The sequence below is a fragment of the Dysgonomonas sp. 37-18 genome (assembly GCF_001899125.1).
Classification (GTDB): Bacteria; Bacteroidota; Bacteroidia; order Bacteroidales; family Dysgonomonadaceae; genus Dysgonomonas.
The window spans coordinates 89,483-114,812 of record NZ_MKVC01000023.1; the positions used below are offsets into that span (position 1 = coordinate 89,483).

The 25,330-nt window shown below is 38.1% G+C and carries 24 protein-coding genes; 19 read left to right on the forward strand and 5 right to left on the reverse strand.

Annotation, left to right across the window (positions count from 1 at the left end; genetic code table 11):
- Position 1 precedes the first annotated feature (1 nt).
- The 4 genes from rplI (at position 2) to pgl (ending at position 4,090) form a co-directional block, all read left to right on the forward strand.
- The gene (gene rplI, locus BGO84_RS08060) at positions 2–445 is read left to right on the forward strand and encodes a 50S ribosomal protein L9 (protein ID WP_135104814.1); all 444 of its coding nucleotides are present in this window, start codon (positions 2–4) and stop codon (positions 443–445) included.
- A 401-nt stretch (positions 446–846) separates the two neighbouring features.
- Positions 847–1,743 carry a phosphogluconate dehydrogenase (NAD(+)-dependent, decarboxylating) gene (gene gnd, locus BGO84_RS08065; RefSeq protein ID WP_135104815.1) on the forward strand — a complete coding sequence of 299 codons (897 nt, stop codon included), beginning with the start codon at positions 847–849 and terminating at the stop codon, positions 1,741–1,743.
- Between the two features lie 89 nt (positions 1,744–1,832).
- A complete protein-coding gene (gene zwf / locus BGO84_RS08070; RefSeq protein ID WP_283685885.1) occupies positions 1,833–3,368 on the forward strand; it encodes a glucose-6-phosphate dehydrogenase in 1,536 nt (511 codons plus the stop codon).
- The gene (gene pgl / locus BGO84_RS08075; RefSeq protein ID WP_283685886.1) at positions 3,365–4,090 is read left to right on the forward strand and encodes a 6-phosphogluconolactonase; all 726 of its coding nucleotides are present in this window, start codon (positions 3,365–3,367) and stop codon (positions 4,088–4,090) included. Before zwf ends, pgl begins: the two co-directional genes overlap by 4 nt.
- A gap of 128 nt (positions 4,091–4,218) precedes the next feature.
- Here the strand turns inward: pgl and BGO84_RS08080 are convergent, their stop codons facing one another.
- The gene (locus BGO84_RS08080; RefSeq protein WP_291028741.1) at positions 4,219–5,733 is read right to left on the reverse strand and encodes a GH3 auxin-responsive promoter family protein; all 1,515 of its coding nucleotides are present in this window, start codon (positions 5,731–5,733) and stop codon (positions 4,219–4,221) included.
- A complete protein-coding gene (locus tag BGO84_RS08085) occupies positions 5,730–6,425 on the reverse strand; it encodes a Crp/Fnr family transcriptional regulator (protein WP_135105280.1) in 696 nt (231 codons plus the stop codon). The genes BGO84_RS08080 and BGO84_RS08085 overlap by 4 nt, the downstream gene beginning before the upstream one ends.
- Positions 6,426–7,036: 611 nt before the next feature.
- Between BGO84_RS08085 and tig the strand changes: the two genes are divergently transcribed.
- The 7 genes from tig to BGO84_RS08120 all read left to right on the forward strand — a co-directional run bounded on the left by tig (position 7,037) and on the right by BGO84_RS08120 (position 15,601).
- Positions 7,037–8,425 (forward strand): trigger factor, encoded by a 1,389-nt coding sequence (gene tig / locus BGO84_RS08090; protein ID WP_283685888.1) that lies wholly within the window; start codon positions 7,037–7,039, stop codon positions 8,423–8,425.
- Positions 8,426–8,668: 243 nt separating this feature from the next.
- The gene (gene clpP, locus BGO84_RS08095; protein ID WP_006843285.1) at positions 8,669–9,340 is read left to right on the forward strand and encodes an ATP-dependent Clp endopeptidase proteolytic subunit ClpP; all 672 of its coding nucleotides are present in this window, start codon (positions 8,669–8,671) and stop codon (positions 9,338–9,340) included.
- Between the two features lie 36 nt (positions 9,341–9,376).
- The gene (gene clpX / locus BGO84_RS08100; RefSeq protein ID WP_135104820.1) at positions 9,377–10,612 is read left to right on the forward strand and encodes an ATP-dependent Clp protease ATP-binding subunit ClpX; all 1,236 of its coding nucleotides are present in this window, start codon (positions 9,377–9,379) and stop codon (positions 10,610–10,612) included.
- A gap of 89 nt (positions 10,613–10,701) precedes the next feature.
- The gene (recQ, locus tag BGO84_RS08105) at positions 10,702–12,897 is read left to right on the forward strand and encodes a DNA helicase RecQ (protein ID WP_135104821.1); all 2,196 of its coding nucleotides are present in this window, start codon (positions 10,702–10,704) and stop codon (positions 12,895–12,897) included.
- A 3-nt stretch (positions 12,898–12,900) separates the two neighbouring features.
- The gene (gene coaD / locus BGO84_RS08110; RefSeq protein ID WP_291028742.1) at positions 12,901–13,359 is read left to right on the forward strand and encodes a pantetheine-phosphate adenylyltransferase; all 459 of its coding nucleotides are present in this window, start codon (positions 12,901–12,903) and stop codon (positions 13,357–13,359) included.
- A gap of 66 nt (positions 13,360–13,425) precedes the next feature.
- Positions 13,426–15,021 (forward strand): S41 family peptidase, encoded by a 1,596-nt coding sequence (locus BGO84_RS08115; protein WP_135104823.1) that lies wholly within the window; start codon positions 13,426–13,428, stop codon positions 15,019–15,021.
- 76 nt (positions 15,022–15,097) lie between these two features.
- Complete coding sequence (locus tag BGO84_RS08120; RefSeq protein WP_135104824.1) at positions 15,098–15,601, forward strand: pyridoxamine 5'-phosphate oxidase family protein; 504 nt, start codon at positions 15,098–15,100, stop codon at positions 15,599–15,601.
- On the opposite strand, the gene BGO84_RS08125 is transcribed toward BGO84_RS08120, so the two are convergent.
- From BGO84_RS08125 to BGO84_RS08135, 3 genes are all read right to left on the reverse strand, one after another.
- Complete coding sequence (locus BGO84_RS08125; RefSeq protein WP_291028743.1) at positions 15,598–16,158, reverse strand: NUDIX hydrolase; 561 nt, start codon at positions 16,156–16,158, stop codon at positions 15,598–15,600. The genes BGO84_RS08120 and BGO84_RS08125 overlap by 4 nt on opposite strands.
- 30 nt (positions 16,159–16,188) lie before the next feature.
- Positions 16,189–17,004 carry a peptidylprolyl isomerase gene (locus tag BGO84_RS08130; RefSeq protein WP_291028744.1) on the reverse strand — a complete coding sequence of 272 codons (816 nt, stop codon included), beginning with the start codon at positions 17,002–17,004 and terminating at the stop codon, positions 16,189–16,191.
- Positions 17,005–17,197: 193 nt separating this feature from the next.
- Entirely contained in the window at positions 17,198–17,902 is a 705-nt protein-coding gene (locus BGO84_RS08135) for a hypothetical protein (protein ID WP_291028745.1), read from the reverse strand.
- A gap of 139 nt (positions 17,903–18,041) precedes the next feature.
- Between BGO84_RS08135 and pyrH the strand changes: the two genes are divergently transcribed.
- The 8 genes from pyrH (at position 18,042) to BGO84_RS08175 (ending at position 25,295) form a co-directional block, all read left to right on the forward strand.
- Positions 18,042–18,752 carry a UMP kinase gene (pyrH, locus tag BGO84_RS08140; RefSeq protein WP_135104827.1) on the forward strand — a complete coding sequence of 237 codons (711 nt, stop codon included), beginning with the start codon at positions 18,042–18,044 and terminating at the stop codon, positions 18,750–18,752.
- Positions 18,739–19,080: a hypothetical protein gene (locus tag BGO84_RS08145; RefSeq protein WP_291028746.1), complete on the forward strand. Its 342-nt coding sequence runs from the start codon at positions 18,739–18,741 to the stop codon at positions 19,078–19,080. The genes pyrH and BGO84_RS08145 overlap by 14 nt, the downstream gene beginning before the upstream one ends.
- A gap of 47 nt (positions 19,081–19,127) precedes the next feature.
- Positions 19,128–19,691, forward strand: a complete 564-nt coding sequence (gene frr / locus BGO84_RS08150; protein WP_135104828.1) for a ribosome recycling factor — start codon at positions 19,128–19,130, stop codon at positions 19,689–19,691.
- Between the two features lie 89 nt (positions 19,692–19,780).
- Complete coding sequence (gene rsgA, locus BGO84_RS08155; RefSeq protein WP_135104829.1) at positions 19,781–20,707, forward strand: ribosome small subunit-dependent GTPase A; 927 nt, start codon at positions 19,781–19,783, stop codon at positions 20,705–20,707.
- A gap of 2 nt (positions 20,708–20,709) precedes the next feature.
- On the forward strand, positions 20,710–21,078 hold the full coding sequence (locus BGO84_RS08160; RefSeq protein ID WP_291028747.1) for a DUF2809 domain-containing protein: 369 nt from the start codon (positions 20,710–20,712) through the stop codon (positions 21,076–21,078).
- 161 nt (positions 21,079–21,239) lie between these two features.
- A complete protein-coding gene (gene cls / locus BGO84_RS08165; protein ID WP_291028748.1) occupies positions 21,240–22,676 on the forward strand; it encodes a cardiolipin synthase in 1,437 nt (478 codons plus the stop codon).
- A 347-nt stretch (positions 22,677–23,023) separates the two neighbouring features.
- A complete protein-coding gene (gene gmd / locus BGO84_RS08170; RefSeq protein ID WP_291028749.1) occupies positions 23,024–24,175 on the forward strand; it encodes a GDP-mannose 4,6-dehydratase in 1,152 nt (383 codons plus the stop codon).
- Positions 24,176–24,194: 19 nt separating this feature from the next.
- The gene (locus BGO84_RS08175; protein WP_291028909.1) at positions 24,195–25,295 is read left to right on the forward strand and encodes a GDP-L-fucose synthase; all 1,101 of its coding nucleotides are present in this window, start codon (positions 24,195–24,197) and stop codon (positions 25,293–25,295) included.
- Positions 25,296–25,330: the final 35 nt, after the last annotated feature.

The following is a 25,330-nucleotide window of genomic DNA, read 5'->3' on the forward strand; positions in this document are numbered from 1 at the left end:
AATGCAAGTTATATTAAAAGAAGACATCCTTAACTTAGGATATAAAGATGAAGTCGTAACTGTAAAAGACGGTTATGGACGTAACTACCTTATTCCCCAAGGTAAAGCTGTGATAGCATCAGAGTCTGCAAAGAAAGTATTAGCTGAAAACCTAAGACAACGCGCTCACAAACTTGAGAAAATCAAACAAGATGCTCAGGATTTGGCTGCTAAGTTGGAAGGAATTTCACTTACTATTGGTGCAAAAACAAGTTCTACAGGTACTATCTTCGGTTCTGTAACTAATATTCAAATAGCAGAAGCTCTTGAAAAATTAGGCTACAATGTAGATAGAAAAATTATTCTAATCAAAGAGGCTGTGAAAGAAGTAGGTAGCTACAAAGCTATCGCTAAACTTCACAAAGAAGTTTCTGTAGAAATACCTTTCGAAGTAGTTTCTGAATAATTATCGAAATTATATATAGCAGAGAGGCGGTTATTAAAAATAATCGCCTCTTTCGTTTTATGGTATAGCCTTCTCACGGTAGATTTTATAGTTTCTATCACTATTTTAGACCTGCATTTCTACACTATTTCTTATAACATCAAATTATTACTGTATTTAAGAATATTATATTAATAGGTGTACTATATTATGGTTTCTGTGATATAGAAGAATTCTATATTGTATAATTTGAGTTTAAAGTATTGATTTATAGTATTAATACATATCTATGAATATTATAATAGCATGTTGTTTATGATGTTATTTATAAAAATTGTAACTTAGCAAGGATTTGAAAATTAACTTTTCAGGCATTTGCTTGTTTAATTATATAAAATAACAAACGATAATATAAGAATAAGATGAAAATTGGATTCGTTGGATTAGGTAAGATGGGCGGCAAAATGGTAGAGCGCCTTTTGAATCATGGACATGAAGTCGTAGTTTATAACCTTACTCAGAAAGAAGTTGATGAGGCAGCCTCTAAGGGTGCTATTCCGGCTACAAGCATAAAGGATTTAGTAAATAAACTGGAAGGACGCAAGCTTGTGTGGCTGATGGTTCCGGCAGGAAAACCTGTGGATGAAAACATTGCAGAACTATTGACGCTACTTAGCCCGAATGATATAATCGTAGACGGAGGAAACAGCTACTGGAGAGAAACTGTAGAGAGAGGAAAGAAAATAAAAGAAAAAGGAGTTCATTACCTCGACTGTGGTACCAGTGGCGGTGTATGGGGATTACAGAATGGCTACTGTCTAATGTATGGCGGAGACAAAGAGGCTTGTGATTTTGCAGAGCCTATATTTAAAAGTTTAGCTCCCGAAAACGGATATATGCGTTGTGGAGAAAGTGGTGCAGGCCATATGGTGAAAATGGTGCATAATGGCATCGAATATGGTATGATGCAGGCTTATGCCGAAGGCTTTGAGATAATGAAGAACTCACCATACGGGGTAGACTTGGAAAAAGTATCGCGTGTGTGGATGGAAGGTTCAGTCGTTCGTTCATGGTTGCTCGAACTGATCGGTAATGCATTGGAAGGTAACGAAAACCTTGAAGGAATCAAGGATTATGTAGCCGATAGTGGTGAAGGTCGCTGGACAGTACAAACAGCAATGGACTTTGATGTTCCTGCTCATGTTATTACAGCTTCGCTTTTCACTCGTTTCGAGTCACGACAAGAAACTTCGTATGCAATGAAACTTCTTGCTGCCATGCGTAATCAGTTTGGTGGTCACGAAATCAAAAAAGACTAAGCCCCGCACTATCTCCGAGGAAATATTGAAAAGAATATAACGAAATGCTAACTTAAAAACTTCCCTTTTGGGGGAGAATGGAGGGGCTAATGAAATCAAAATCAATACAAGACCAAGCTCTGATTATTTTCGGAGCTTCTGGTGATTTAACATACCGAAAGCTGATACCGGCTATATTTGACTTGCATAAACAAAATTCACTACCCAAGAATTTTGCTGTGCTTGGTGTAGCTCGTAGTCAGTTTACAGACGATACCTTCCGCGATAAGATGAAGGATGGTATCAAGCAGTTTGCATTGGCAAAAGATGCTTTGGATGAAGAAATAGAGCAGTTTTGCCAGAAGTTGCATTATCTGTCAATCAATACAGATGACGGGACAGAATATTCTAAATTGAAGGCACGGCTCGAAGCTCTCGATAAGGAAGAGGGTACAGCAGGGAATTATATATTTTACTTGTCAACGCCACCTTCGCTCTATCCGCTTATACCTAAGTTTTTGGCAGAGCAAGGGTTGAATCAGGAGAATGGTAATTTTAGACGGATTATTATCGAAAAGCCTTTTGGTATTGATCTTAAATCTGCTGTGGAGCTGAATGTTTCGCTTCAGGAAAGTTATGATGAAGATCAGATATATCGTATAGACCATTATCTAGGGAAAGAGACTGTGCAAAATATGTTGGTAACACGTTTTGCGAATGGTATTTACGAGCCTCTTTGGAACCGAAACTATATCAGCCATGTGGAAATAACTGCTGCCGAGAGCATCGGCGTAGAAAACAGAGGTGGCTATTACGATCATTCGGGAGCACTCCGTGATATGGTGCAAAACCACTTATTGCAGTTGCTGGCTTTGGTGGCTATGGAGCCCCCAATGTCTATAGACTCTGTTTCGATTCGCAACGAGAAATTGAAAGTTTTTCAGGCTCTACGGCCTATGTCGAACGACGACTTGTTTAAGAATGTTATTCGTGGGCAATACACAGCAGCTAACGTTAAAGGAAAATATGCCAAGGGATACCGTGAGGAAAAGGATGTGGATGCCGACTCCCGTACCGAAACCTATGTGGCTATGAAGCTCTTTATAGACAACTGGCGCTGGGGTGGAGTTCCTTTCTATATACGTACAGGTAAACGTTTGCCGACTCGTGTCTCTGAAGTTGTTATTCACTTCAAACCTGCACCTCAGAAATTATTTCCCGAAAGTGCAGATATGAGTAACGACGAAAATCAATTGGTAATACGTATTCAGCCGGATGAAGGTCTTTTGTTGAAAACAAAGATGAAAGTACCCGGAAGTGGCTATCAGGTTAAGAATGTGAATATGGACTTTCATTATTCACAACTACAGGATACTTATCTGCCTGAGGCTTACGAACGTCTTTTGCTCGATTGTATGGTTGGTGATTCTACACTGTATATCCGTGGCGATGCTTTAGAGGCTACATGGAAATTTGTACAACCGTTGCTCGACTTCTGGGAGAAGAACCCCGATGCACCCTTGCATGGCTATCCTTCCGGTTCGTGGGGGCCAAATTGTGCCGACGAGCTGATTGAGGGTAAAAACCTCACATGGAGATATCCTTGTAAGAACCTGTCTGATGATGGAATATATTGTGAATTATGATAAAAGAAGAGATTAACATTTATTCGGATGCGAAAGCCCTGAGTGAGGGTTTTACGGCATTTTTGCAAAAGTTAATGGATGTATATCCGCGTGTAAACCTTGCATTGTCAGGTGGAACTACCCCAAAAGTAATTTTTGACTATTGGGCAGAAAACTGTAAAGATTCGATCGACTGGCAGCGACTGTTTTTCTTTTGGGGTGACGAACGCTGTGTTCCGCCCGAAAATGTTATGAATAATTATGGAATGACAAAGGATCATTTGTTTGACAAAGTTCCCAAAATTCCGAATAATAACATTTTCCGTATTCATGGCGAGAATGAACCTGAAGAAGAGGCTGAATGGTATAGCAAAATTTTGGAAACAAAAGTTATGCAGCGCCGTAATGCTCCTTGCTTCGAAATCGTAATGCTGGGTCTGGGTGACGATGGGCATACTGTCTCTATTTTTCCCGATCAGATATCATTGTGGGATAGTAAAGACTTCTGTGTGATAGGTGAGCATCCTGAAAGCAAAATGAAACGTGTAAGCCTTAGCGGTCAGGTAGTGAATAATGCACAATATGTAGTTTTTCTTGCTACAGGAAAGAACAAAGCCGAGAAGGTAAGGGATATCATCAAAAACAGAGAGCAGTTTCTGGATAAATATCCCGCTGCTAAAGTAAATCCGAAGAAAGGATATCTTTATTGGTTCTTAGATGAGGAAGCAGCAAGTTTGTTATAAACGAAGCATCAAAATATAGATAGTAAGAAGTTATCTCGCATAGAGGTAGCTTCTTTTTTTTATATGTTAAAGATGGGTGAGATGGCGTATTGAATAGTCTTATATTTCTTCTTTTGATTTATATCCGGCTATGAATTCATTGTGTCGCAAAATGTGATTACTTTTTCCAGATAATCTCTGTTGTTCGACAATCGTGGAATTTTGTTCTGTCCTCCAAGTTTGCCAAGATGCTTTAACCATTCGTTAAAAGTTCCTTTCGGTAGGCTTCTTACAATTGGCATATTCAGCGATAGGTTATAAGAGCGCTTGGCTTCGTAGTCGGAGTTTACCTTTTTTAGTTCGCTGTCTAATAAATGGGTGAAATCTTCGAGGCTGTTGGGTTCTACGGTAAACTCTATCAGCCATTCATGTGCTCCGTTGTTGTTATCCCCGAAGTAAACGGGGGCGGCTGTATATTCGCTTATTTGTGCGCCTGTGATCTTGCATGCTTCTGCCAGAGCTTTTTCGGCATTGTCTATTATCAGTTCTTCGCCGAAAGCATTGATGAAGTTCTTGGTGCGTCCTGTTATGTGGAACAGATATGGAGTAGTAGACGAAAACTCTATTGTATCGCCTATCATATATCTCCAAAGCCCTCCGTTTGTTGAAATAATTATAGCGTAATTCTGTCCGGTTTCTACTTCATCCAGTGTTAATGTTTTCGGGTTTTCCTTGTCCCATTCACTCATCGGAACAAATTCGTAGTAGATGCCGCTATTCAACATTAACAGCATTTCTTTAGAATTATTGGAGAACTGTACCCCAAAGAAACCTTCCGATGCATTATATGTTTCCCAATAGTACATATCGGGCTTTTGTATCAGTTTCTTGTATTGCTCTTCGAATGGAGTAAAGCTCACGCCACCATGAAAGAAAACTTCCAGATTAGGCCATATATCAGTGAGGTCGCGTCCGGTGTCTGTCTTTATCTTTTTCAATAAGACGAGTAGCCATGAAGGTACGCCCATAAAAGCCCTCACATCGTTTTTTATAGCATAGTCGGTCAGTGCCTGTAACTTCGTTTCCCAATCGGGTAATAAGGAGATGCTTTCAGGTGTACGGCTAAACTTTGCCCAGAAATATAAATTCTTTATAAGGATAGCAGAGATGTCTCCTGTGAATATGCCGTCACCTATGTTGTTTATTTGCTTGCTGCCGCCTAGTACTAGTGTTTTGCCAAAAAAGAATTTAGCTTCCTTATTGGCTTGTGCATAGATAGCAAGCATTTGCTCTCCGCACTTGTAATGTCCTTTGGTGAGTGATTCGTGAGTTACGGGTATGTATTTACTCTTATCCTCTGTAGTGCCCGATGACATGGCAAACCAACGTACGGGCTTGTTCCAAAGTACATTCTGTTCTTTATTTACAATGATCCGATCCAGATAGGGGCGCAAATCTTCGTAGTGGAAGATTGGAACCTGTTTTCTGAAATCGTCTTTGTTTTTTATAGCCGAAAAATTGAACTGCTGCCCAAAGAATGTTTGCTCACCGTTGCGGAGCAGATATTCCAATATCTTCTCTTGCGTTTCGATAGGTTTGTAGATAAAGCTATCAATCTCTTTGTATCGGTAATCCAGATACTTGTGAGCGATTCGGGTAATCATCCGATTTTACTTATTTTTCGCAGCTTTTCTTCGTCTATAATTTTTATTTTGCGACCATCCAGCGTAATGATATGTTCGTCAACAAACGTTGACAGGGTGCGGATGGCATTTGATGTAGTCATATTTGATAAGTTAGCCAAGTCTTCCCTTGAAAGGTAGATGCTTATTGTCGCACCGTCTTCTTCAAGTCCGTAATTCTCGATAAGGAATATCAACGATTCGGCCAAACGTCCACGGATATGCTTCTGAGTAAGGTTTACAACCCGCTCGTCTGCTATTCCAAGGTCTATAGCCAATTCTTTTATAAAGAAACTGCCTAATTTAGAATTTGAAGCGACTATCTCGTTGATAAGTTTCATTGGTATGAAACAGATGGTCGAGGGTTCGAAAGCCGAAGCAGCCGTGACATAAGGTTGGTTGGCAAAAAAGGCGCGGTATCCAAAATACTGAGTAGGTCTTATCATTCTGATAATCTGGCTACGTCCGCCAACACCGTCTTTGTATATTTTCACTTTCCCTCTACACAGGCACATCAATTCCATTGGAATTTCTTCTTCCCTGTATATCACTTCATTTTTCTTGAAGTCCATAATTCTCGCATTAGCGGCAATTATAGTTTGTTCTTTGTCATTCAACAGATTCCATATTTCAGGAATACTTTCCGACAAGCTAACAGCATTACTATCTGTCATCATTCAAAACTGATAATGTAAAATATGTTATAAGCAAAGTTAATCAAAAAATATTATAAAACATGTTGCAAAACATCTTTTTAACGCATGCCCCTCTTTTTTATATAATTTTTTTGTGCTTGAAAGGTCTTTTGTATACTCAAATATCACGTAATGTGTAGAGTAGGTGGCTTGATGTTTTTCTTTTGCTTGGATTTATACTTGCGAAAATGTTTCGTCTGTAAAAAGTAACAAAAGTAACAGGTTTCTAATCTTTTTAAGTGTTACTTTTCTCTGTCGGTTGATGATGGTAAATATTTTTAAGATTAGATAATTTGTTATTTGAAAAATGACGCTTCTGATTTTATAATTTACAGCTAAGCTCTCTCTTGTTTTGTTAAGTTTTTAGCACTGATATACCTAAATAATTCAGAAAGTATGAATTGTGTAAAAGTTAGTTTGTTAATAAACTATCTAATGTTTTAGTATGTTAAACAAATAAAGTTTTTATATTTCACTTTGAATATTACAATAATAAGACTATTTTTGCACCACCAAAAAATAGAGTGGTGTTTTTACTCCATTTGCATTTCGATTGAAATTTGTAACAATAACTAAATAAACTCGTTAAGATGAATGTATCTCTAACAAATGTAGATAGTGTAAACGCTATATTACAAATAAATGTAACGAAAGAAGATTATCAAGAAAAGCTTGATAACGCACTTAAGACATTCCGAAAAAAAGCTAACATACCGGGATTCCGTCCGGGAACTGTACCTATGGGTATGGTGAAAAAAATGTATGGTAAATCGATTTTGGCAGAAGAAGTAAACAAGCTTGTTGGCGAAAATCTATATAAATATATACAAGACAACAAACTGAATGTATTGGGTGAGCCTCTTCCGAACGAAGAAAAGCAACAACCAATAGATTTCTCACTCGAAGGTGACTATGAATTTTATTTCGACGTGGCTCTTGCTCCGGAAATAAAATTATCACTGACAAAAAAAGATAAAGTAAAATATTATGCTATTGAGGTAGACGAAGAGCTTGTTGATAAACAAATCGCTTCGTATAAAGCTAACTATGGCAAATATGAAAAAATAGAAGAGGGTGCAAAAGAAACAGACCTTATCAGAGGCACAATCTCTGAATTGGAAGATGGTAAGGTAAAAGAAGGTGGCATCTTTGTAGAAGCAGGCATTGTAATGCCTTCGTATATGAAAGACGAAGCAGAGCAAGCTAAATTTGTAGGTGCAAAAGCCGGAGATGTGATTGTATTCAATCCGGGTAAAGCTTACAATGGTAACGAAACAGAAATCGCATCTATGCTTCATATCGAAAAGGATGCGGTAGAAACAATAGCTGCTGAGTTTCAGTTTGCTATCACCGAGATCACTCGTTATCAGGAAGCTGAACTTGACCAAGACTTATTCGATAAAGTTTTTGGTGCAGGCAATGTAACTACCGAAGCTGACTTCAAAGCAAAAGTAAAAGAAACTATCGCAGAGCAGTTTGCACCGGATAGTGACTACAAATTCCTGTTGGATGCGAAAGAACTTCTTGAAAAGAAAACAGGAGACTTGCAATTCCCTGATGCATTCCTTAAAAGATGGCTTATTGCTTCGGGCGAAGAAAGAACTGCTGAATCTGTAGACGCAGATTATCCGAAAATCATAGCAGATCTTAAATTCCACCTGATAAAAGAGCAAATAGCAAAAGATAACGATATCAAGATCGAAAACGAAGATATGAAAATCATTGCTATGCAAGCGGCAAGAGCTCAGTTTGCCCAATATGGAATGATGAATCTTCCTGACGAAATGGTTGAGAACTATGCAAATGATATGTTGAAAAACAAAGACAATGCACGTAACCTGCTCGATCGCGCAATGGAAAATAAGATCATCGACGTATTGAAATCAAAACTAGGGCTCGAAGAAACTGTAATCTCGCTTGACGAGTTTCGCAAGTTCTTTGAGAAAGAAGAAGCAGCTGAAGCAGAAACAGAAGCGTAAATGAAAAAAAGATAAAAATAACGGACAGGAAGGATAGTGTTTTCTTTCTGTCCGTTTGTCTTTAACATTATAAATAAGGAAAATACATACATTATTATTCCAGCTTTTCAATTTTTTATTTATAACTTTGTTTATAAGAAATGAGGCTGTGCTATTAGCCTCTTTTTTATGCCTGTACGAGTGGCATGATAATTGTTTATAGTAATAATGGTAAAACATTATTTAATAAAAAAAGAAAATGTTATGAACAATGAATTTAGAAAGTATGCAACGAAGCATCTAGGCTTGAATGGGCTAGCTCTTGATAAATATATCGATATAACAAGCAGTTATATATCACCTACTATTATCGAAGAACGTCAGTTGAATGTTGCTCAGATGGATGTATTCTCTCGTTTGATGATGGATCGTATTATCTTTTTGGGAACTCAGATCGACGACTATACAGCCAATGTAATACAGGCTCAATTGCTATATCTTGATTCTGCCGATTCGGGCAAAGATATATCTATTTATATAAATTCTCCCGGAGGATCGGTGTATGCAGGATATGGAGTTTATGACACTATGCAGTTTATCAACAGCGATGTGTCTACAATCTGTACAGGTATTGCAGCATCTATGGCAGCCGTATTGCTTGTTGCCGGAGAGAAAGGAAAACGATTTGCGTTGAAGCATTCACGTGTTATGATTCACCAGCCGTTGGGTGGTGCTCAAGGACAAGCTTCAGATATCGAGATCACCGCTCGTGAGATTGGTAAGGTGAAAAAAGAACTTTATACTATTATTTCAGACCACTCGGGACAACCATTTGACAAAGTGGCACTAGATTCGGACCGTGACTACTGGATGACTTCGGCTGAGGCTAAAGACTATGGAATGGTAGATGATGTTTTGATGAAAAATAAACAATAATTCAAAAATCAGATTCATTTACTCACAAAAGGATAAATGGCAAAAAAAGATACTAACGGCTATTGCAGTTTCTGTGGCAGAAGCGATAAGGATGTAAATATGCTTATCTCCGGTATGTCGGCTGACATCTGCGATAGCTGTGCTGAACAAGCATATCAGATTGTAAAAGAAAGCGTAGAGGCAAAGAAAACATCTTTGGGTATTGATAAAACACAATTGCCCGACCCAAAGACGATAAAAGAATACCTTGACGGATATATTATCGGTCAGGAGAATGCCAAGCGCTATCTGTCTGTGGCTGTGTATAACCACTACAAACGTATACTACAAGGGAAAGAAGATGATATAGAAATAGAAAAGTCGAATATCATTATGGTTGGCCCTACAGGTACAGGAAAAACATTGTTGGCACGTACCATCGCCAAACTACTGCATGTCCCTTTCGCAATCGTAGACGCAACCGTGCTTACCGAAGCCGGATACGTAGGCGAAGATATAGAAAGCATTCTTACCCGACTGTTGCAAGCCTCAGACTATGATGTGGCAGCAGCAGAAAGAGGAATTGTTTTTATCGATGAAATAGACAAAATAGCCCGTAAGAGCGACAATCCATCAATCACCCGTGATGTTAGCGGTGAGGGTGTACAACAGGGCTTACTTAAATTGCTGGAAGGTTCGATTGTAAACGTTCCGCCTCAAGGAGGACGTAAGCATCCTGACCAAAAGATGATTGCCGTAGATACCAAAAACATATTGTTTGTTTGTGGCGGAGCTTTCGACGGTATCGAAAGGAAGATAGCGCAACGGTTGAATACAATGGTTGTGGGTTATGCTTCGTCTAAAAGCAACGCGCAGGTAGACCGTAACAATCTGTTGCAATATGTAGCACCTCAGGATTTGAAGTCTTTCGGATTGATCCCTGAGATTATAGGACGTCTGCCTATTTTGACATATCTTGACGCTCTGGATAGGAGTGCTCTTCGCCGGATACTTACCGAGCCGAAAAACTCTATCATTAAGCAGTATGTCAAATTGTTCAAAATGGATGGCGTTGATCTTACCTTCGAAGATGATGTATATGAGTACATTGTAGATAAGGCAGTGGAATATAAATTGGGAGCAAGAGGATTGAGATCCATAGTCGAAACCATTATGATGGATGCTATGTTCAATATCCCTTCCACAAAGCAGGCTCAACTGCATGTTACTAAAGAGTACGCCGTAGAGCAATTGGAGAACTCACAAGTCGTAAAACTAAGAAATTCATTATAAAGTTTGTTTTTTTGACAAAAAATAGCCTATTTTATATTGGAGAATTAAATTTAGGGGTTTATCTTCGTAATAATTAATAGCCTATTTATATGCCGGATATAGAGGATATATTGACGTGTTCATTGAAAAAGCATTTTGGCTTTGACAATTTTAAAGGTAACCAGAAGGCAATAATACAAAACTTGCTGGATGGAAGAGATACCTTTGTGTTGATGCCTACGGGCGGCGGAAAGTCCCTCTGCTATCAGCTACCGGCACTCTTGATGGAGGGAACAGCAGTAATTATTTCTCCCCTGATAGCCCTGATGAAAAATCAGGTGGATGCCATGCGAAATTTTAGTGAAGAGGACGGCGTAGCGCACTTCATGAATTCGTCACTAAACAAAGCTGCGATAGAACAAGTAAAAGGTGATATACTTTCGGGAAAGACAAAACTATTATATGTAGCACCCGAATCTCTTACAAAAGAAGAGAATATAGACTTTCTGCGTCAGATAAAAATATCGTTTTATGCTATCGATGAGGCACATTGTATTTCGGAGTGGGGGCACGACTTCCGTCCTGAATACAGACGTATACGTCCCATTGTAAACGAAATAGGCAAGCATCCTATCATTGCACTTACTGCTACGGCAACACCAAAAGTGCAAATGGATATACAGAAGAACCTTGGAATGGTGGAAGCAGATGTGTTTAAATCATCATTCAACAGGGAAAATCTATATTACGAAGTTCGTTCAAAAACGGATAAAGTAGATAAGGATATAATAAAATACATTAAATCGCAAGGCACAAAGTCTGGAATTATATATTGTTTGAGTAGAAAGAAGGTGGAAGAGTTTGCCGAAATATTACAAACAAATAATATCAATGCACTGCCGTACCATGCCGGACTAGACCCAAGTACACGCTCTGCCAATCAGGATGCATTTCTGATGGAAAAAGTGAATGTAATTGTTGCTACCATTGCATTTGGTATGGGGATCGATAAGCCCGATGTGAGATATGTGATTCACTACGATATGCCAAAGAGCCTTGAAGGATACTACCAGGAAACCGGTAGGGCGGGACGCGATGGCGGTGAAGGAAAATGTATAGCGTTTTATTCATTCAAAGACTTACAGAAACTGGAGAAATTTATGCAGGGTAAGCCCGTTGCTGAACAGGAAATAGGAAAACAGCTACTCCTTGAGACCGCAGCATACGCCGAAACTGCATTATGCCGGAAGAAAGTACTTCTTCATTACTTTGGAGAAGAATATAAAGAGAAAAATTGTGGGAACTGTGACAATTGTGTAAATCCTAAAAAACAAGTGGAAGCTAAAGATTTATTATTGACGGCTATTGAAGCTGTAATTGCATTAAAAGAAAAGTTTAAAACTGATTACGTTATCAATATCTTGAGAGGTAAAGAAACCTCAGAGATAGAAACGTACGGGCATCAGGATTTAGATGTATTTGGATCAGGTGATGATACCGATGATGAAACATGGAACGCCGTTATACGTCAGGCATTAATAGCCGGGTATTTCGATAAGGATATCGAAAATTACGGCTTACTGAGAGTAACCAAAAAAGGAAAAGATTTCTTGAAAAAACCGGCATCGTTCAAGATTACCACAGCAGACGAAGAAGACTTGTCTGATGATGAGAACATAGATGATGTAGTGGTGAAAGGCGGCGGTGGCGGATCGGCAGTAGATCCGGTTTTGTTTTCTATCATGAAAGATCTTCGCAAGAAGATGGCAAAACACAACAATGTTCCCCCATACGTGATATTTCAAGACCCCTCTCTGGAGGCTATGGCTACAATCTACCCGATAACAATGGAGGAATTGCAAAATATTCCGGGGGTAGGAGCAGGTAAAGCAAAGAGATATGGGACAGAGTTTCTTGAAATAATAAAGAAGCACGTTGAAGAAAATGAAATAGAACGACCTGAAGATTTACGTGTAAAAACAGTAGCAAACAAATCGAAACTAAAAGTAGCCATCGTACAGGCTATCGACCGCAAAGTAGCATTAGACGACTTGGCCGAATCGAAAGGGATTGATTTTGCTGAATTGCTCAGCGAAGTAGAAGCTATCGTATTCTCAGGAACAAAAATAAATATAGATTATTTCCTCAGAGAGGTTATAGATGAAGACCATCTCGACGATATATTTGAATATTTTCAAGAAGCAGAATCGGAAGATCTGGAAGCTGCGATCAATGAACTTGGCGAGTATTCTGAAGATGAAATACGCCTTGTCAGGATCAAGTTTATCTCCGATATGGCTAACTAAAGAATGAAGAGAAAAGCAATTTTTCCGGGGACATTCGATCCCTTTACAATAGGACATTATTCATTAGTGAAACGATCTCTCGAATTGGTAGATGAGATCGTTATTGCTATTGGAGTGAATGATACCAAGAAAACTTACTTTCCGCTCGACAAGCGCATCGATATGATCCGTTCTTTGTATACAGACGACAATCGCATAGTGGTAGGTACTTATGATAGCCTTACTGTAGACTATGCCAAAGAAACAGGATCAAATTTCATAATACGTGGAATCCGTTCTGTAAATGATTTTGAATACGAAAAAACGATTGCCGATATGAACAGGAATATATCGGGAATAGAAACAATCGTACTCTTTACAGAACCGGAACTAACACATATCAGTTCTACTATTGTACGCGAACTGTTGCGATTCGGACACGATGTCAGTCAGTTTATACCCAAAGGTATGAGTCTGGACTGAATAGTGATTAGTTAAAAATCAGATTTAATCAGCGTTAACCGCGATTATCCAAAATGTAATTCTAGTATGAAAAGAGTTCTAATGTCGGTTCTCGGTTTTTTTGTCATTGTTTTGGCGGCCTCTGCTCAGTTTAAGATGAGCGAAGGATCTAAGAAAGTAGCTACAACAATCGCCGTTATCGAGAATATGTATGTAGATAAGGTAGACGACGGCAAATTGGCCGAAGATGCAGTGAAAGCTTTGTTAGAAAAACTAGATCCTCACTCTACATATATCAGTGCCGATGAGGTAAAAGATATGAACGAGCCGCTGGAAGGTAATTTCGATGGTATAGGCATCTCTTTCAATATGCTTACAGATACACTGTATGTTATCGAAGCGCTTCCCGGAGGACCATCCGAGAAGGTAGGTCTTAGGGCAGGAGATAAGATATTATATGTAGACGATACGCTTATCGCCGGAGTTAAAATGTCTACCAAGGACGTTATGTCACGTCTTAAAGGACCGAAAGGAACATCTGTAAACCTGAAAGTACAACGCAAGGGAATAGCTGATTTACTAAGCTTTAAGATTATTCGCGACAAAATTCCGATCTATAGTATCGATGCCACTTACATGGTAGATAAAACGACCGGATATATACGTATTATAAGATTTGGAGCAACCACTACCGAAGAATTCAGAAAAGCCCTTCAGAAGCTTAAAGAAAAGGGAATGGAGAATCTTATTCTCGACCTGGAATATAATGGCGGCGGATACATGGCTCCGGCTACTGAAATAGCTGATGATTTTCTGGATGCAGGCAAGTTGGTTGTATATACCGAAGGCTTACGCCAGCCGAGAAGGGATGAAGTTTCCACAGCTAAAGGCGCATTCGAGAAAGGACGTCTTGTAGTACTTATCAATGAAGGTTCTGCTTCGGCTAGTGAAATCTTGTCAGGAGCCGTACAAGATTGGGATAGAGGTGTGATTGTAGGTCGTCGCAGTTTCGGGAAAGGACTTGTTCAACGACAAATACCGCTTCCTGACGAATCGATGATAAGGCTCACTGTTGCCCGTTATTATACTCCTACTGGACGCTCTATACAAAAACCGTATACAAAAGGAGATATTATGTCATACAATCTGGATGTAATAGAACGCTATAATAAAGGCGAGATGATGCATGCTGATAGTATACATTTCCCAGACTCATTGAAATATACAACTTTGCTGAATCATCGTACGGTATATGGCGGAGGAGGTATCATGCCCGACTATTTCGTGCCTGCCGATACGACTTTTGCATCTGAATATTACCGAAAAATTTGGAACAAAGGCATAACGCTGCGCATAGCTTATAATGAAGTGGATAATCACAGGACTGAGATTTTACAAAAATATCCTACAGCTACTGATTTCTACAAGCAATATCAAGTTTCGGACGAGATTATGAATAAGCTTATAGCAGCAGGAAAAGATGAAAAAGTGGACTTTGATGAGGATGGATACGAGAAGTCGAAAGAAACACTCAAGCGTCAGATAAAAGCATATATAGCACGTGATGTATATGATACGGAGACGATGGTGAGGGTATTCAACGAAGATAGCGAAACCTTTAAGAAAGCATACGAGATTATACGGAATGAGAAAATGTATAACGGATTGCTCAAAGGTAAATAAGAAATAAAATAAAAAAGAGCTGTATTCAAAATGCAGCTCTTTTGATTAATAGGAATAAAAGAATATATACAGCCTTATGATAACGATTAATATTGAAGAACGTCATTTGATAGAAGAGATAATTTCGAAAAACACCATATGCTATGTCGGCATGATAGATAAGGGCGGTTTTCCTTACGTCATCCCTATGAATTTCGGTTATCAAGATGATGTTATTTACCTACATTCGGCACAGGAGGGCAAGAGTATCGAATCGCTTCACATAAACCCGAATGTATGTATTACTTTCTGTGGTGAGTCGTCATTAACTTATCAGAATGAAGAGGTAGCATGTAGTTATCGTATGAAAGGAAGTAGTGTTATTTGCAGGGGCAAGGTCGTATTTGAAGAAGATTACGATAATAAAGTGAAAGCTCTGGATATAATGATGAAGAAATACACAACAAGGGCATTCACTTATTCTAAGCCTGCTGTAAATAACGTAAAAATTTGGAAAGTAGAGATCGATTCTATTTCATCAAAAGTATTTGGTGTTCCTCATCCAAATTCACGAAATTACAAAGATCAGCTCGAATTTTAGATAAGATGATTCGTTGCCAGATATTTCCACAATGCGGCGGCGTGCATAGATTGCCTGATCTCATCTTTTTTCAATAGCTCTACTAATTCGTCGATAGATAGCAGATGAACCGAAATGTCTTCGGTATCTTCTAAATGCTGTTCCGATATTTTTTCTACATCGATAGCCAGAAAACAGTAAGTAGTGTTGGTGTGTGTACCGGGATTTGCTGAAGTAGTCATAAATAACTCCCATTTTCCGTTTCCGTAGCCCGTTTCTTCGAGGAGTTCCCTTCTTGCGGAAATTTCTGCGCTAGGGTCTTCCTCTTCGCATACACCTGCACATAGCTCCGGTGAGGTGCATTGCAGTCCGTGCCTGTATTGGCGTACCATCACAAACTGTTTGTCTTTGGTTATTGCTATGGTGCATACCCAGTCGGGATATTCGTATACATAATAATTTTGAATTTGGTTTCCGTTCGGTAATTCTACATGATCTTTGCGTACGGTAAACCAAGGCTCTTGCGAAAGATATTCACTATTTAATACCTTCCACTTTTTATTATCTGTATCACTCATTTTTTTGCTGTTAATACGTTGTTGGAATTTTTATTTCTCCAGAACCACTACGTTCATCAAGATATTTTTAAGAGGCTTGTCTTTTTCGTTGGTTCTTACTCTTTGTATTTTATCCACAACGTCCATTCCTTCTATTACCTCGCCGAAAACGGTGTATTCATTGTCCAGAAAAGGAGTGCCACCCCTTGTTTTGTAGTATTCCCGCTGCTCGTCTGTATACGAAACCTCAGACTTTCGGGCTTTGGCTTGCTCATCCGCTTGTTTCAGCCAATCAGCACGCATTGCAGATGCAGATATACTATCGCCGCTCTTTAGTAATGCTTTCAGATCATCAAGGTGTGCCGATTGTATTTCCTTATATATCTTTTGCTTAAAACGTTCGAAACGTTGTTTTTCTATCTCTGATAATTTATCGTCGAAGCATAATTCACCTGTCACTATATAGAACTGAGATGCATCAGAGGCTTTTGTTGGATTTTCGGCATCACCCCATCGTGCAGCCGCCAATACTCCCCGTTTGTGGTATAGCTGGGGAAACTTTATTTCGGCAGGGATTGTATCACCGAGCGTTTTCTCTTCTTTCAAAGCTGCAGAATCTGCAATATTCCTTGTTTGAGGATCTCCACCCTGTATCATAAAATCATTGATAACACGGTGAAACGTGAGGTTCTTATAGAATTCTTCTTCTGCTAATTTCAGAAAATTATCTCTGTGCCCCGGAGTCTCATTATAGAGCTTAACTTTTATATTGCCATAGCTTGTTTGTATAACGACTATGGGTTCTTTTGGTTTATTATTACACATGGTGAATAAAAAGATTAGACAGGCGATACATATATTTCTCATATCATTTTTCTGTATGAAGTCAGACAAAGATAATGTTTTTTGAGCACTTATTTTGAAATAATAGAAGCTTCGAATTCATATTTCAGAATCTTTTTACAATAAGGCTCTAAATAATGAATAACTACTGCCACATTCGCTCTTATGTATTTATTTTTACCACAGAATAAAAAGAGTATCACAGAGTTTCTTACATTCAGAAATTATCAAAATATTCTTGTATGGTTATCATTGGTTTTATTGTATCAAAGCCAAATTTCGCAGCTTGTATTTTCATCTCTTTTTCGGTATTGAATTCCTCTAATTGTCTTGTGCTTAGATTAAAAATATAGAATCTGATAGAGTTCAGCGAAGAAGAGGATTCCGTTTTTGCTAACAGAATATTTCTGTCAAAGGTGAAGTAAGTAATATCATGAAGAATAGGCTCGTTTTCATTGTGATCTGCAGCTATGTACTTTATCCCTTTTTCGTCTTGTAAAGTCCCTTTTTCGAGAACATCAATAGCAGTTATCGAATACGGATATATCACGGGCATACGGAAATAATCGCGAAGTCCCGCGTAAGAGAAATAACTATTCGGTATTATACTGTCGGTCGGTTGCATAGATTTCAGGCTGTCCATAAAAGGAGTTTCTGTATTTCTTGAAGATAAACTGTTGGCGAATATATCAACCCCTTCTTCAATTTTATTAGGAACAATTACCCTAATCGTTTCCACAACTTTTACTATTACTATAACAGTACAGATTATAGTTAACATAGAGAATAAAAATGTTAGTCCGCAGCCTATGTTCCGATCCTTGCTATGTTTCCATTTGATAATAGTCCATAATACGATTACGAACGTAATGAATCCAAGTAATAGTGCAAGGACAAATAAGAGCCAGCTTTGAGTGATCATAATAAATTTGTTTAGATGTGTAAAAATAACTAAATGCTGTTATATCAGTACTTTTAAATTATAATAAAAATCAATTCGTAAAGTTTGACTTTTATAATTTCACAAATTATACTAGATTTGCACTAATATAAACGCAGAAATGGTAAAATATAACAGAATCCTCCTAAAACTGAGCGGTGAATCCCTCATGGGAGAACAGCAATATGGCATAGATGTAAACCGACTGAATGAATATGCCACGCAAATAAAGGCTGTAGCCGATATGGGTGTACAGATAAGTATTGTTATTGGAGGAGGAAATATTTTTCGAGGTCTGAGCGGAGCTTCCGAAGGATTCGACAGGGTAAAAGGAGACCAGATGGGTATGTTGGCCACTGTGATAAACAGTCTGGCTCTTAGTTCAGCTCTTACTGCAATAGGTCAGAAGTCGAGAGTACTTACAGCCATCAGGATGGAACCTATAGGAGAAATCTACAGCAAATGGAAAGCAATAGAGGCTATGGAAAATAGTGAAGTTGTTATCCTTTCTTGCGGAACAGGCAATCCATTTTTTACAACAGATACCGGTTCTTCGCTGAGGGGAATAGAAATAGAAGCCGATGTGATGCTCAAAGGTACACGTGTAGACGGAGTTTATACTGCCGATCCCGAAAAAGACCCTACAGCCGTTAAGTTTGATTCCATCTCTTACGATGAGGTTTACAAACGCGGACTGAAGGTTATGGATATGACTGCGACGGTGATGTGTAAGGAGAATAATTTGCCTATCGTTGTCTTCGATATGGATACTCCGGGCAATTTAGAGAAGCTAATTAAAGGTGAAAAAATAGGTACATATGTACATGCATAACAGAGAGAAAGTAGTAGTTGAAGATCAGTTGTATAATCAGGTTGTATATTTGATTAGAAAAAGGGAAAATCCCGAAAAGGTGAAGATCTTTCTAATCGAACGAGGGCTTAACGAAGAAGACGCTTATATCTTACTCGACCAGATTATACATCAGGTAGATAAAGAACATATGAAAACAGCACGAAGAAATATCTTTATGGGCTGTTTGGTTTGTGCTGTAGGTGCGTTTATTACCATTACTGCACATACCTTGCTTACTTCTTTACTTATTTTGGCAGGGATAGGGCAACTTATTATTGGTCTTACCCAGTTGCCGAGTAGAGTGTAAGTAGATTTATTTAATCTTAAAATATTGAAAACAAAAAATATATATTTATGGCAGCAGACCTAAAACAAATCGAACAAAAGGCGGAAGCTAAGATGTCGGCCTCTGTAGAGTTTCTGGACGAAACGTTATCTCGTATTCGTGCCGGAAAAGCCAATCCGCATATTCTTGATGGTATAAAACTTGAGTATTACGGATCAATAACCCCGCTAAGTGGTGTGGCGGCTATCAATACACCTGATGCTAGAACTATCATCGTTCAACCTTGGGAAAAACAAATGTTGAAAGAGGTAGAAAAAGCCATCCTGAACTCTGATGTAGGTATCACACCCGATAATAACGGTGAGGTGATACGTCTTTCTATCCCTCCGTTGACAGAAGAGCGTCGTAAACTCTTGGTAAAACAAGCGAAGCAGGAAGCCGAGGATGCTAAAGTGAGTGTGCGTAACGCTCGTCGTGATGCAATTGATACGATCAAAAAATCAGTGAAAGAAGGCTTGGCGGAAGACGTAGCCAAAGATGGCGAAAACGAAATGCAAAAGCTTCATGATAAGTATATCAAAAAGATAGACGACCTGTTTGCTCTTAAAGAAAAAGAGATTTTAACTGTATAACGAAATATACCGAAAATAGAATATGCCAATATGCTGATCGCTTTACAGTATCGGCACATTGGCACATTTGTATTTTAAAGGATTGATTGATGAATGGTCTTGTAATAAAAAATACGGGTAGTTGGTATTTGGTTCGTACCGATGACGGCAGCGACGTTGAATGTAAGGTAAAAGGAAACTTTCGTCTTAAAGATATACGTAGCACCAATCCCATTGCTGTAGGAGACAGAGTAACCATTGTACCAAACAATGAAGGCACTGCTCTGATAACGGAGATCGAAGACCGTAAGAATTATATTATACGCCGTTCGTCTAATTTATCGAAGCAATCGCACATTTTGGCCGCTAATATCGATCTGTGTTTTTTGATTGTAACCGTAAATCATCCGGTAACCTCTACTGTTTTTATTGACCGCTTCTTGGCTGCAGCCGAAGCGTATCGTGTGCCGGTAAATCTTATTTTCAACAAGACAGACCTATACGCAGAAGAGGAGATAGAATACATGGATGCTCTTATTAGTCTTTATGATTATATTGGTTACCCAAGCATCAAGATATCAGCTTTACATAATACAGGATTAGAAATTTTACAAGAGAGAATAAAGGACAAAACTACCTTGTTTTCGGGTCACTCGGGCGTCGGAAAGTCTACACTTATCAACGCGCTTGTACCTGATGTTCACCTAAAGACGGGTGCAATATCCGGTTATCATGGCAAAGGAATGCATACAACCACTTTTTCGGAAATGATAGAATTGCCACAGGGGGGATTTATTATAGATACTCCTGGTATCAAAGGCTTTGGTACTGTAGATATGGAGAAGAATGAAATATTTCACTTCTTTCCAGAGATATTTAAGGCGTCTAAAGATTGTCGTTACAATAACTGCATTCATATAAATGAACCCGGATGTGCAGTGCGTGATGCTGTAGAAAATCACTATATAAGCGAGAGCCGCTACAAGTCATACATGAGCATGATGCAAGAGGATATTGAAGAAAAATATAGGAAATAGATATGAGGTGGAGGTTTGATCGATCGTCATTCTTGATATCTATTGTTCTCTTTTTTGTAGAAGTCCTTATCGCTAAATTTTTAGATGATGCTTTTATTCGTCCTTATGGAGGTGATATCTTAGTTGTTATATTGATCTATTATTTTGTAAAGTCATTTGTCCGGATAAAGCCCTTGTATTTAGCTTTGGGTGTGCTCTTTTTCGCCTATATGGTAGAGGTCGGGCAATACTTCAAGATGGTAGAAGTACTCGGACTTCAAGATTATAAAGTAATGAGGATTGTTTTAGGTACATCATTTTCTTGGGGCGATATTTTATGCTATACTGTTGGAGCTATTATCTGTTATCTTATCGACAGAAAAGAAAAATAGATATTCGATAATAACACAAATGACATCTTTACAATCATTCATACAAGAGCTTTTTCAAGAAAATATCAGATAGTGGAGATAAGTCCTTCGAATTATTTGATAAAAAAAGAGCTTGAGTTTAAATTTGTTATAACTTTGAAAAAAATGTATATTATTTGCGTATGGATGTAGCAGCGCAAGCAACAGATCATCTTATCCTTCTTTTCCAGATACTTTATGTGGTTACGGCTTTGGGTACGATGGTTGTGATTATCTCGGAGAATAGGAACCCCTTGAAAACGATTTCTTGGGTGCTTATTCTATTGTTGCTTCCTTTGGTAGGTCTTATCATATACTATTTCTTCGGCGAAGATAATCGTAAGCAGCGTCTGATATCCCATAAGATGTACAAGAAGCTCAATCGTCGGTCTATTGGTAGGCGAGAGTTATTGGAAACGCTGAATCCACCTGTAGAATATAAAGGGTTAGTAAACTTATTGAACCGATTGAAAGGTACACCCTTATATGGCGGTAGTAGCGTTACTTTTTATTCTTCAGGACCCGATAAGTTTGAGGCTTTGTTTGAGGAGCTTGAGAAAGCGGAAAAGCATATACATATCCAATACTATATCTTCTTAGATGATGAGATAGGGTGTAAAACCCGAGATATATTGCTGCGTAAAGCAGCGGATGGTGTTGAAGTGCGTCTTATTTATGATGATGTTGGCTCTTGGAAAGCAAAGCGTAGCTTCTTCAACGATATGCAAGCTGGAGGCGTTGAAGTGCAACCTTTCTTGAAGGTGGCATTCAAGTTTTTGACAAGTAGAGTGAATTATCGGAATCACAGAAAAATTGTAGTTATTGATGGTAAAGTTGGTTTTGTTGGTGGAATGAATGTTGCAGATAGATATATCAAAGGTGTGGGAAGTGGAATTTGGCGAGACAGTCATGTCAAGATAGAAGGCAAAGCTGTGGCAGGATTACAGACATCTTTTCTTATCGACTGGTATTCGTCTCGTAAAGAATTTCTAGCATCAGATACTTATTATCCTATACTTGATAGTCAGGGAGATAATATGATTCAGCTGGTTACAAGTGGACCCGTAGGGCAATTTAAAGATATACACTTAGGTGTTCTGCAAGCCATTTCTAATGCCAAAGAAAGTGTTTACATACAAACCCCTTATTTTATTCCTACCGACTCATTAATGCAGGTTATACAAATGGCGGCGATGCGTGGTGTGGATGTGCGCTTGATGTTGCCCCGCCATTCCGATACTACATTTGTGCATATTGCATCCATGTCTTTCCTGAAAGAAGTTTTGGATGCCAAAGTAAGTGTCTATTTTTTCGAAGCAGGATTTCTTCACTCCAAGCTAATGACGGTAGACAACTCTCTTACTATAACAGGTTCGGCCAATATGGATATGCGTAGTTTCGAACATAATTTCGAAATTGATGCTTTTATATATAGCGAAGAGACTTGCCGCAAAGCCCAAGAGATATTCTTGAAAGATATGGAGAGTTCAACACAGTTGCTTGTGGAAGAATGGGATCAAAGGTCACGGATTGAAAAATTTAAAGAGTCTGTCATGCGCTTGTTCTCTCCATTATTATAATAGTAAAGTTGATACAAGATACAATTTATATAACTATATTATACTCAAGAGTATTGTTGAAATACCTGCCGATCGGAAGGATTGGAGTGTATGATAAATAAAATAGTTAAAAAAATGCTTTTTGCAAATTTCAGGATTAGAGACTTATACGTCAAAAAATGAGAGAAAATCAATGTGAAATCTCTAATTTAAGGACTTTTTTATTTGTTTTAGTTAAAAAAAATATATCTTTGTTGCTTGAACTGATTATTCGTATTGGTTAAAAGATACAATAATTGGGAAAGGTTAAGTATAAAATTGATCATTAACATAAATCTTAATAAAGATTTTTTTATTAAGTAAACTATATGGGTAAAGTAGCACTCATCACAGGCGTTACAGGACAAGATGGAGCTTATTTGTCAGAATACTTGATAAAAAAGGGCTATACAGTACATGGACTTAAAAGAAGATCTTCCATGTTTAACACAGATCGTATAGACCATTTATATCAAGATCCTCATCTTGAAGATAGAAATATGATTCTTCATTATGGTGATATGACAGATAGTATGAATCTGACACGGCTAATCGGCGACGTAAAGCCCGATGAAATATATAATCTTGCGGCAATGAGCCATGTTAAGGTTAGTTTTGATATCCCTGAATATACAGCAAATGCAGACGGAATAGGTACTCTTCGTATATTAGAGGCTGTTCGTCTTCTTAATTTGGTAAATAAAACAAGGATATATCAGGCTTCAACATCCGAGCTTTATGGTTTGGTGCAAGAGATACCCCAAAAAGAAACAACTCCATTTTATCCGAGAAGTCCATATGCCGTCGCTAAAATGTATGCATATTGGATTACCGTTAATTATAGAGAGGCATACGGTATGCATGCCAGCAATGGTATCTTGTTTAATCATGAATCTCCATTGAGGGGTGAAACGTTTGTTACAAGAAAGGTGACACGTGCAGTTGCACGTATAGTCTTAGGGCTTCAAGATAAGGTTTATATGGGAAATCTTTCCAGTAAACGAGATTGGGGACATGCCAAAGATTATATAAAGGCTATGTATCTTATTCTTCAACAAGATACTGCTGACGATTATGTTATCTCTACAGGCGTCACAACTACTATTCGTGACTTTATCAAAATGTCATTTTTAGAGGTCGGAGTAGATGTTGAGTTTAGAGGTGAAGATGAAAAGGAAGAAGGCTATATTATAGGTGTTGATGAGAATAAATTCTCTAAAATAGTTGGAGCCGAATATTTGGAAGGCTTCATTAAGAGAATAGGACAATCTGTTGTAGGTGTCGATCCTGCTTATTTTCGTCCGACAGAAGTTGATATTCTTATTGGTGACAATACAAAGGCCAGGACTAAATTAGGCTGGGAGCCTACATACGATCTTAAAGCTTTATGTCAGGATATGGTTGTTCATGATGTTGAGCTGATGAAGAAAGAAGAATACCTCAAAAATGGAGGATATAGAATTTTGAATTACTTTGAATAAAAGTAAGAAAATATAGATGATAGAAAAGAATGCTAAAATATATGTAGCCGGCCATAGAGGCTTGGTTGGTTCTGCAATTCTTAAAAGTCTTGTAAGCAAAGGATACACAAATTTTGTCTTAAGAACGCATCAAGAATTAGATCTTACAGATCAAAAAGCTGTATCCGAATTTTTTACAAAGGAAAAGCCTGAATATGTTTTTTTAGCGGCGGCTAAAGTAGGAGGTATTATTGCCAATAATACATATCGGGGGCAATTCATTTATGAAAATTTGATGATCCAGAACAATGTAATTCATCAATCATATCTGAATAATGTTAAAAAATTAGTCTTTTTAGGTAGTTCTTGTATTTATCCCAAAGAAGCACCTCAGCCAATGACGGAAGATACACTGTTGACAGGTCCTTTGGAATACACAAATGAACCGTATGCAATAGCTAAAATAGCTGGTTTGAAAATGTGTGAGAGCTATAATATACAGTATGGAACGAATTTTATAGCGGTAATGCCAACAAACCTATATGGTTTGAATGATAATTTTAATCTTGAAACATCTCATGTATTGCCAGCAGTTCTAAGAAAAGTACATTTGGGGAAATGCTTAGAAAATAATGCTTGGGATATTATAGAGCAGGACTTGAATGTTAGGCCGATAGAGGGAGTATCTGGAACCTCATCTAAAACAGAAATACTAGAAATACTAGCTAAGTATGGTATAAAAAAAGTTGGAGATGTTGTTCAGGTCGAACTTTGGGGCTCAGGAAAACCGATGAGAGAATTCCTGTGGAGTCAGGAAATGGGTGATGCCACTGTTTTTGTGATGGAGTCTGTAAACTTTTTTGACTTAGTTGATGTTATACATGGAAGGGAGATAAAGAACACACACATTAATATTGGAACCGGTATTGAAATATCTATAAAAGATGTTGCAAACCTTGTAAAAGAAATAGTCGAATTCTCCGGAAGTTTGTGGTTTAATACAGATAAGCCAGATGGAACGATGAGAAAATTATCAGATGTATCAAAACTTAATTCTTTGGGCTGGCAACATCAAGTTGAAATAGAAGATGGCTTGAGGTTGATGTATGCTTGGTATACTGAGTATAATATATTAAATTAAAAAAAAGAGTGTTTAATTATAATTTAAAAGATTGA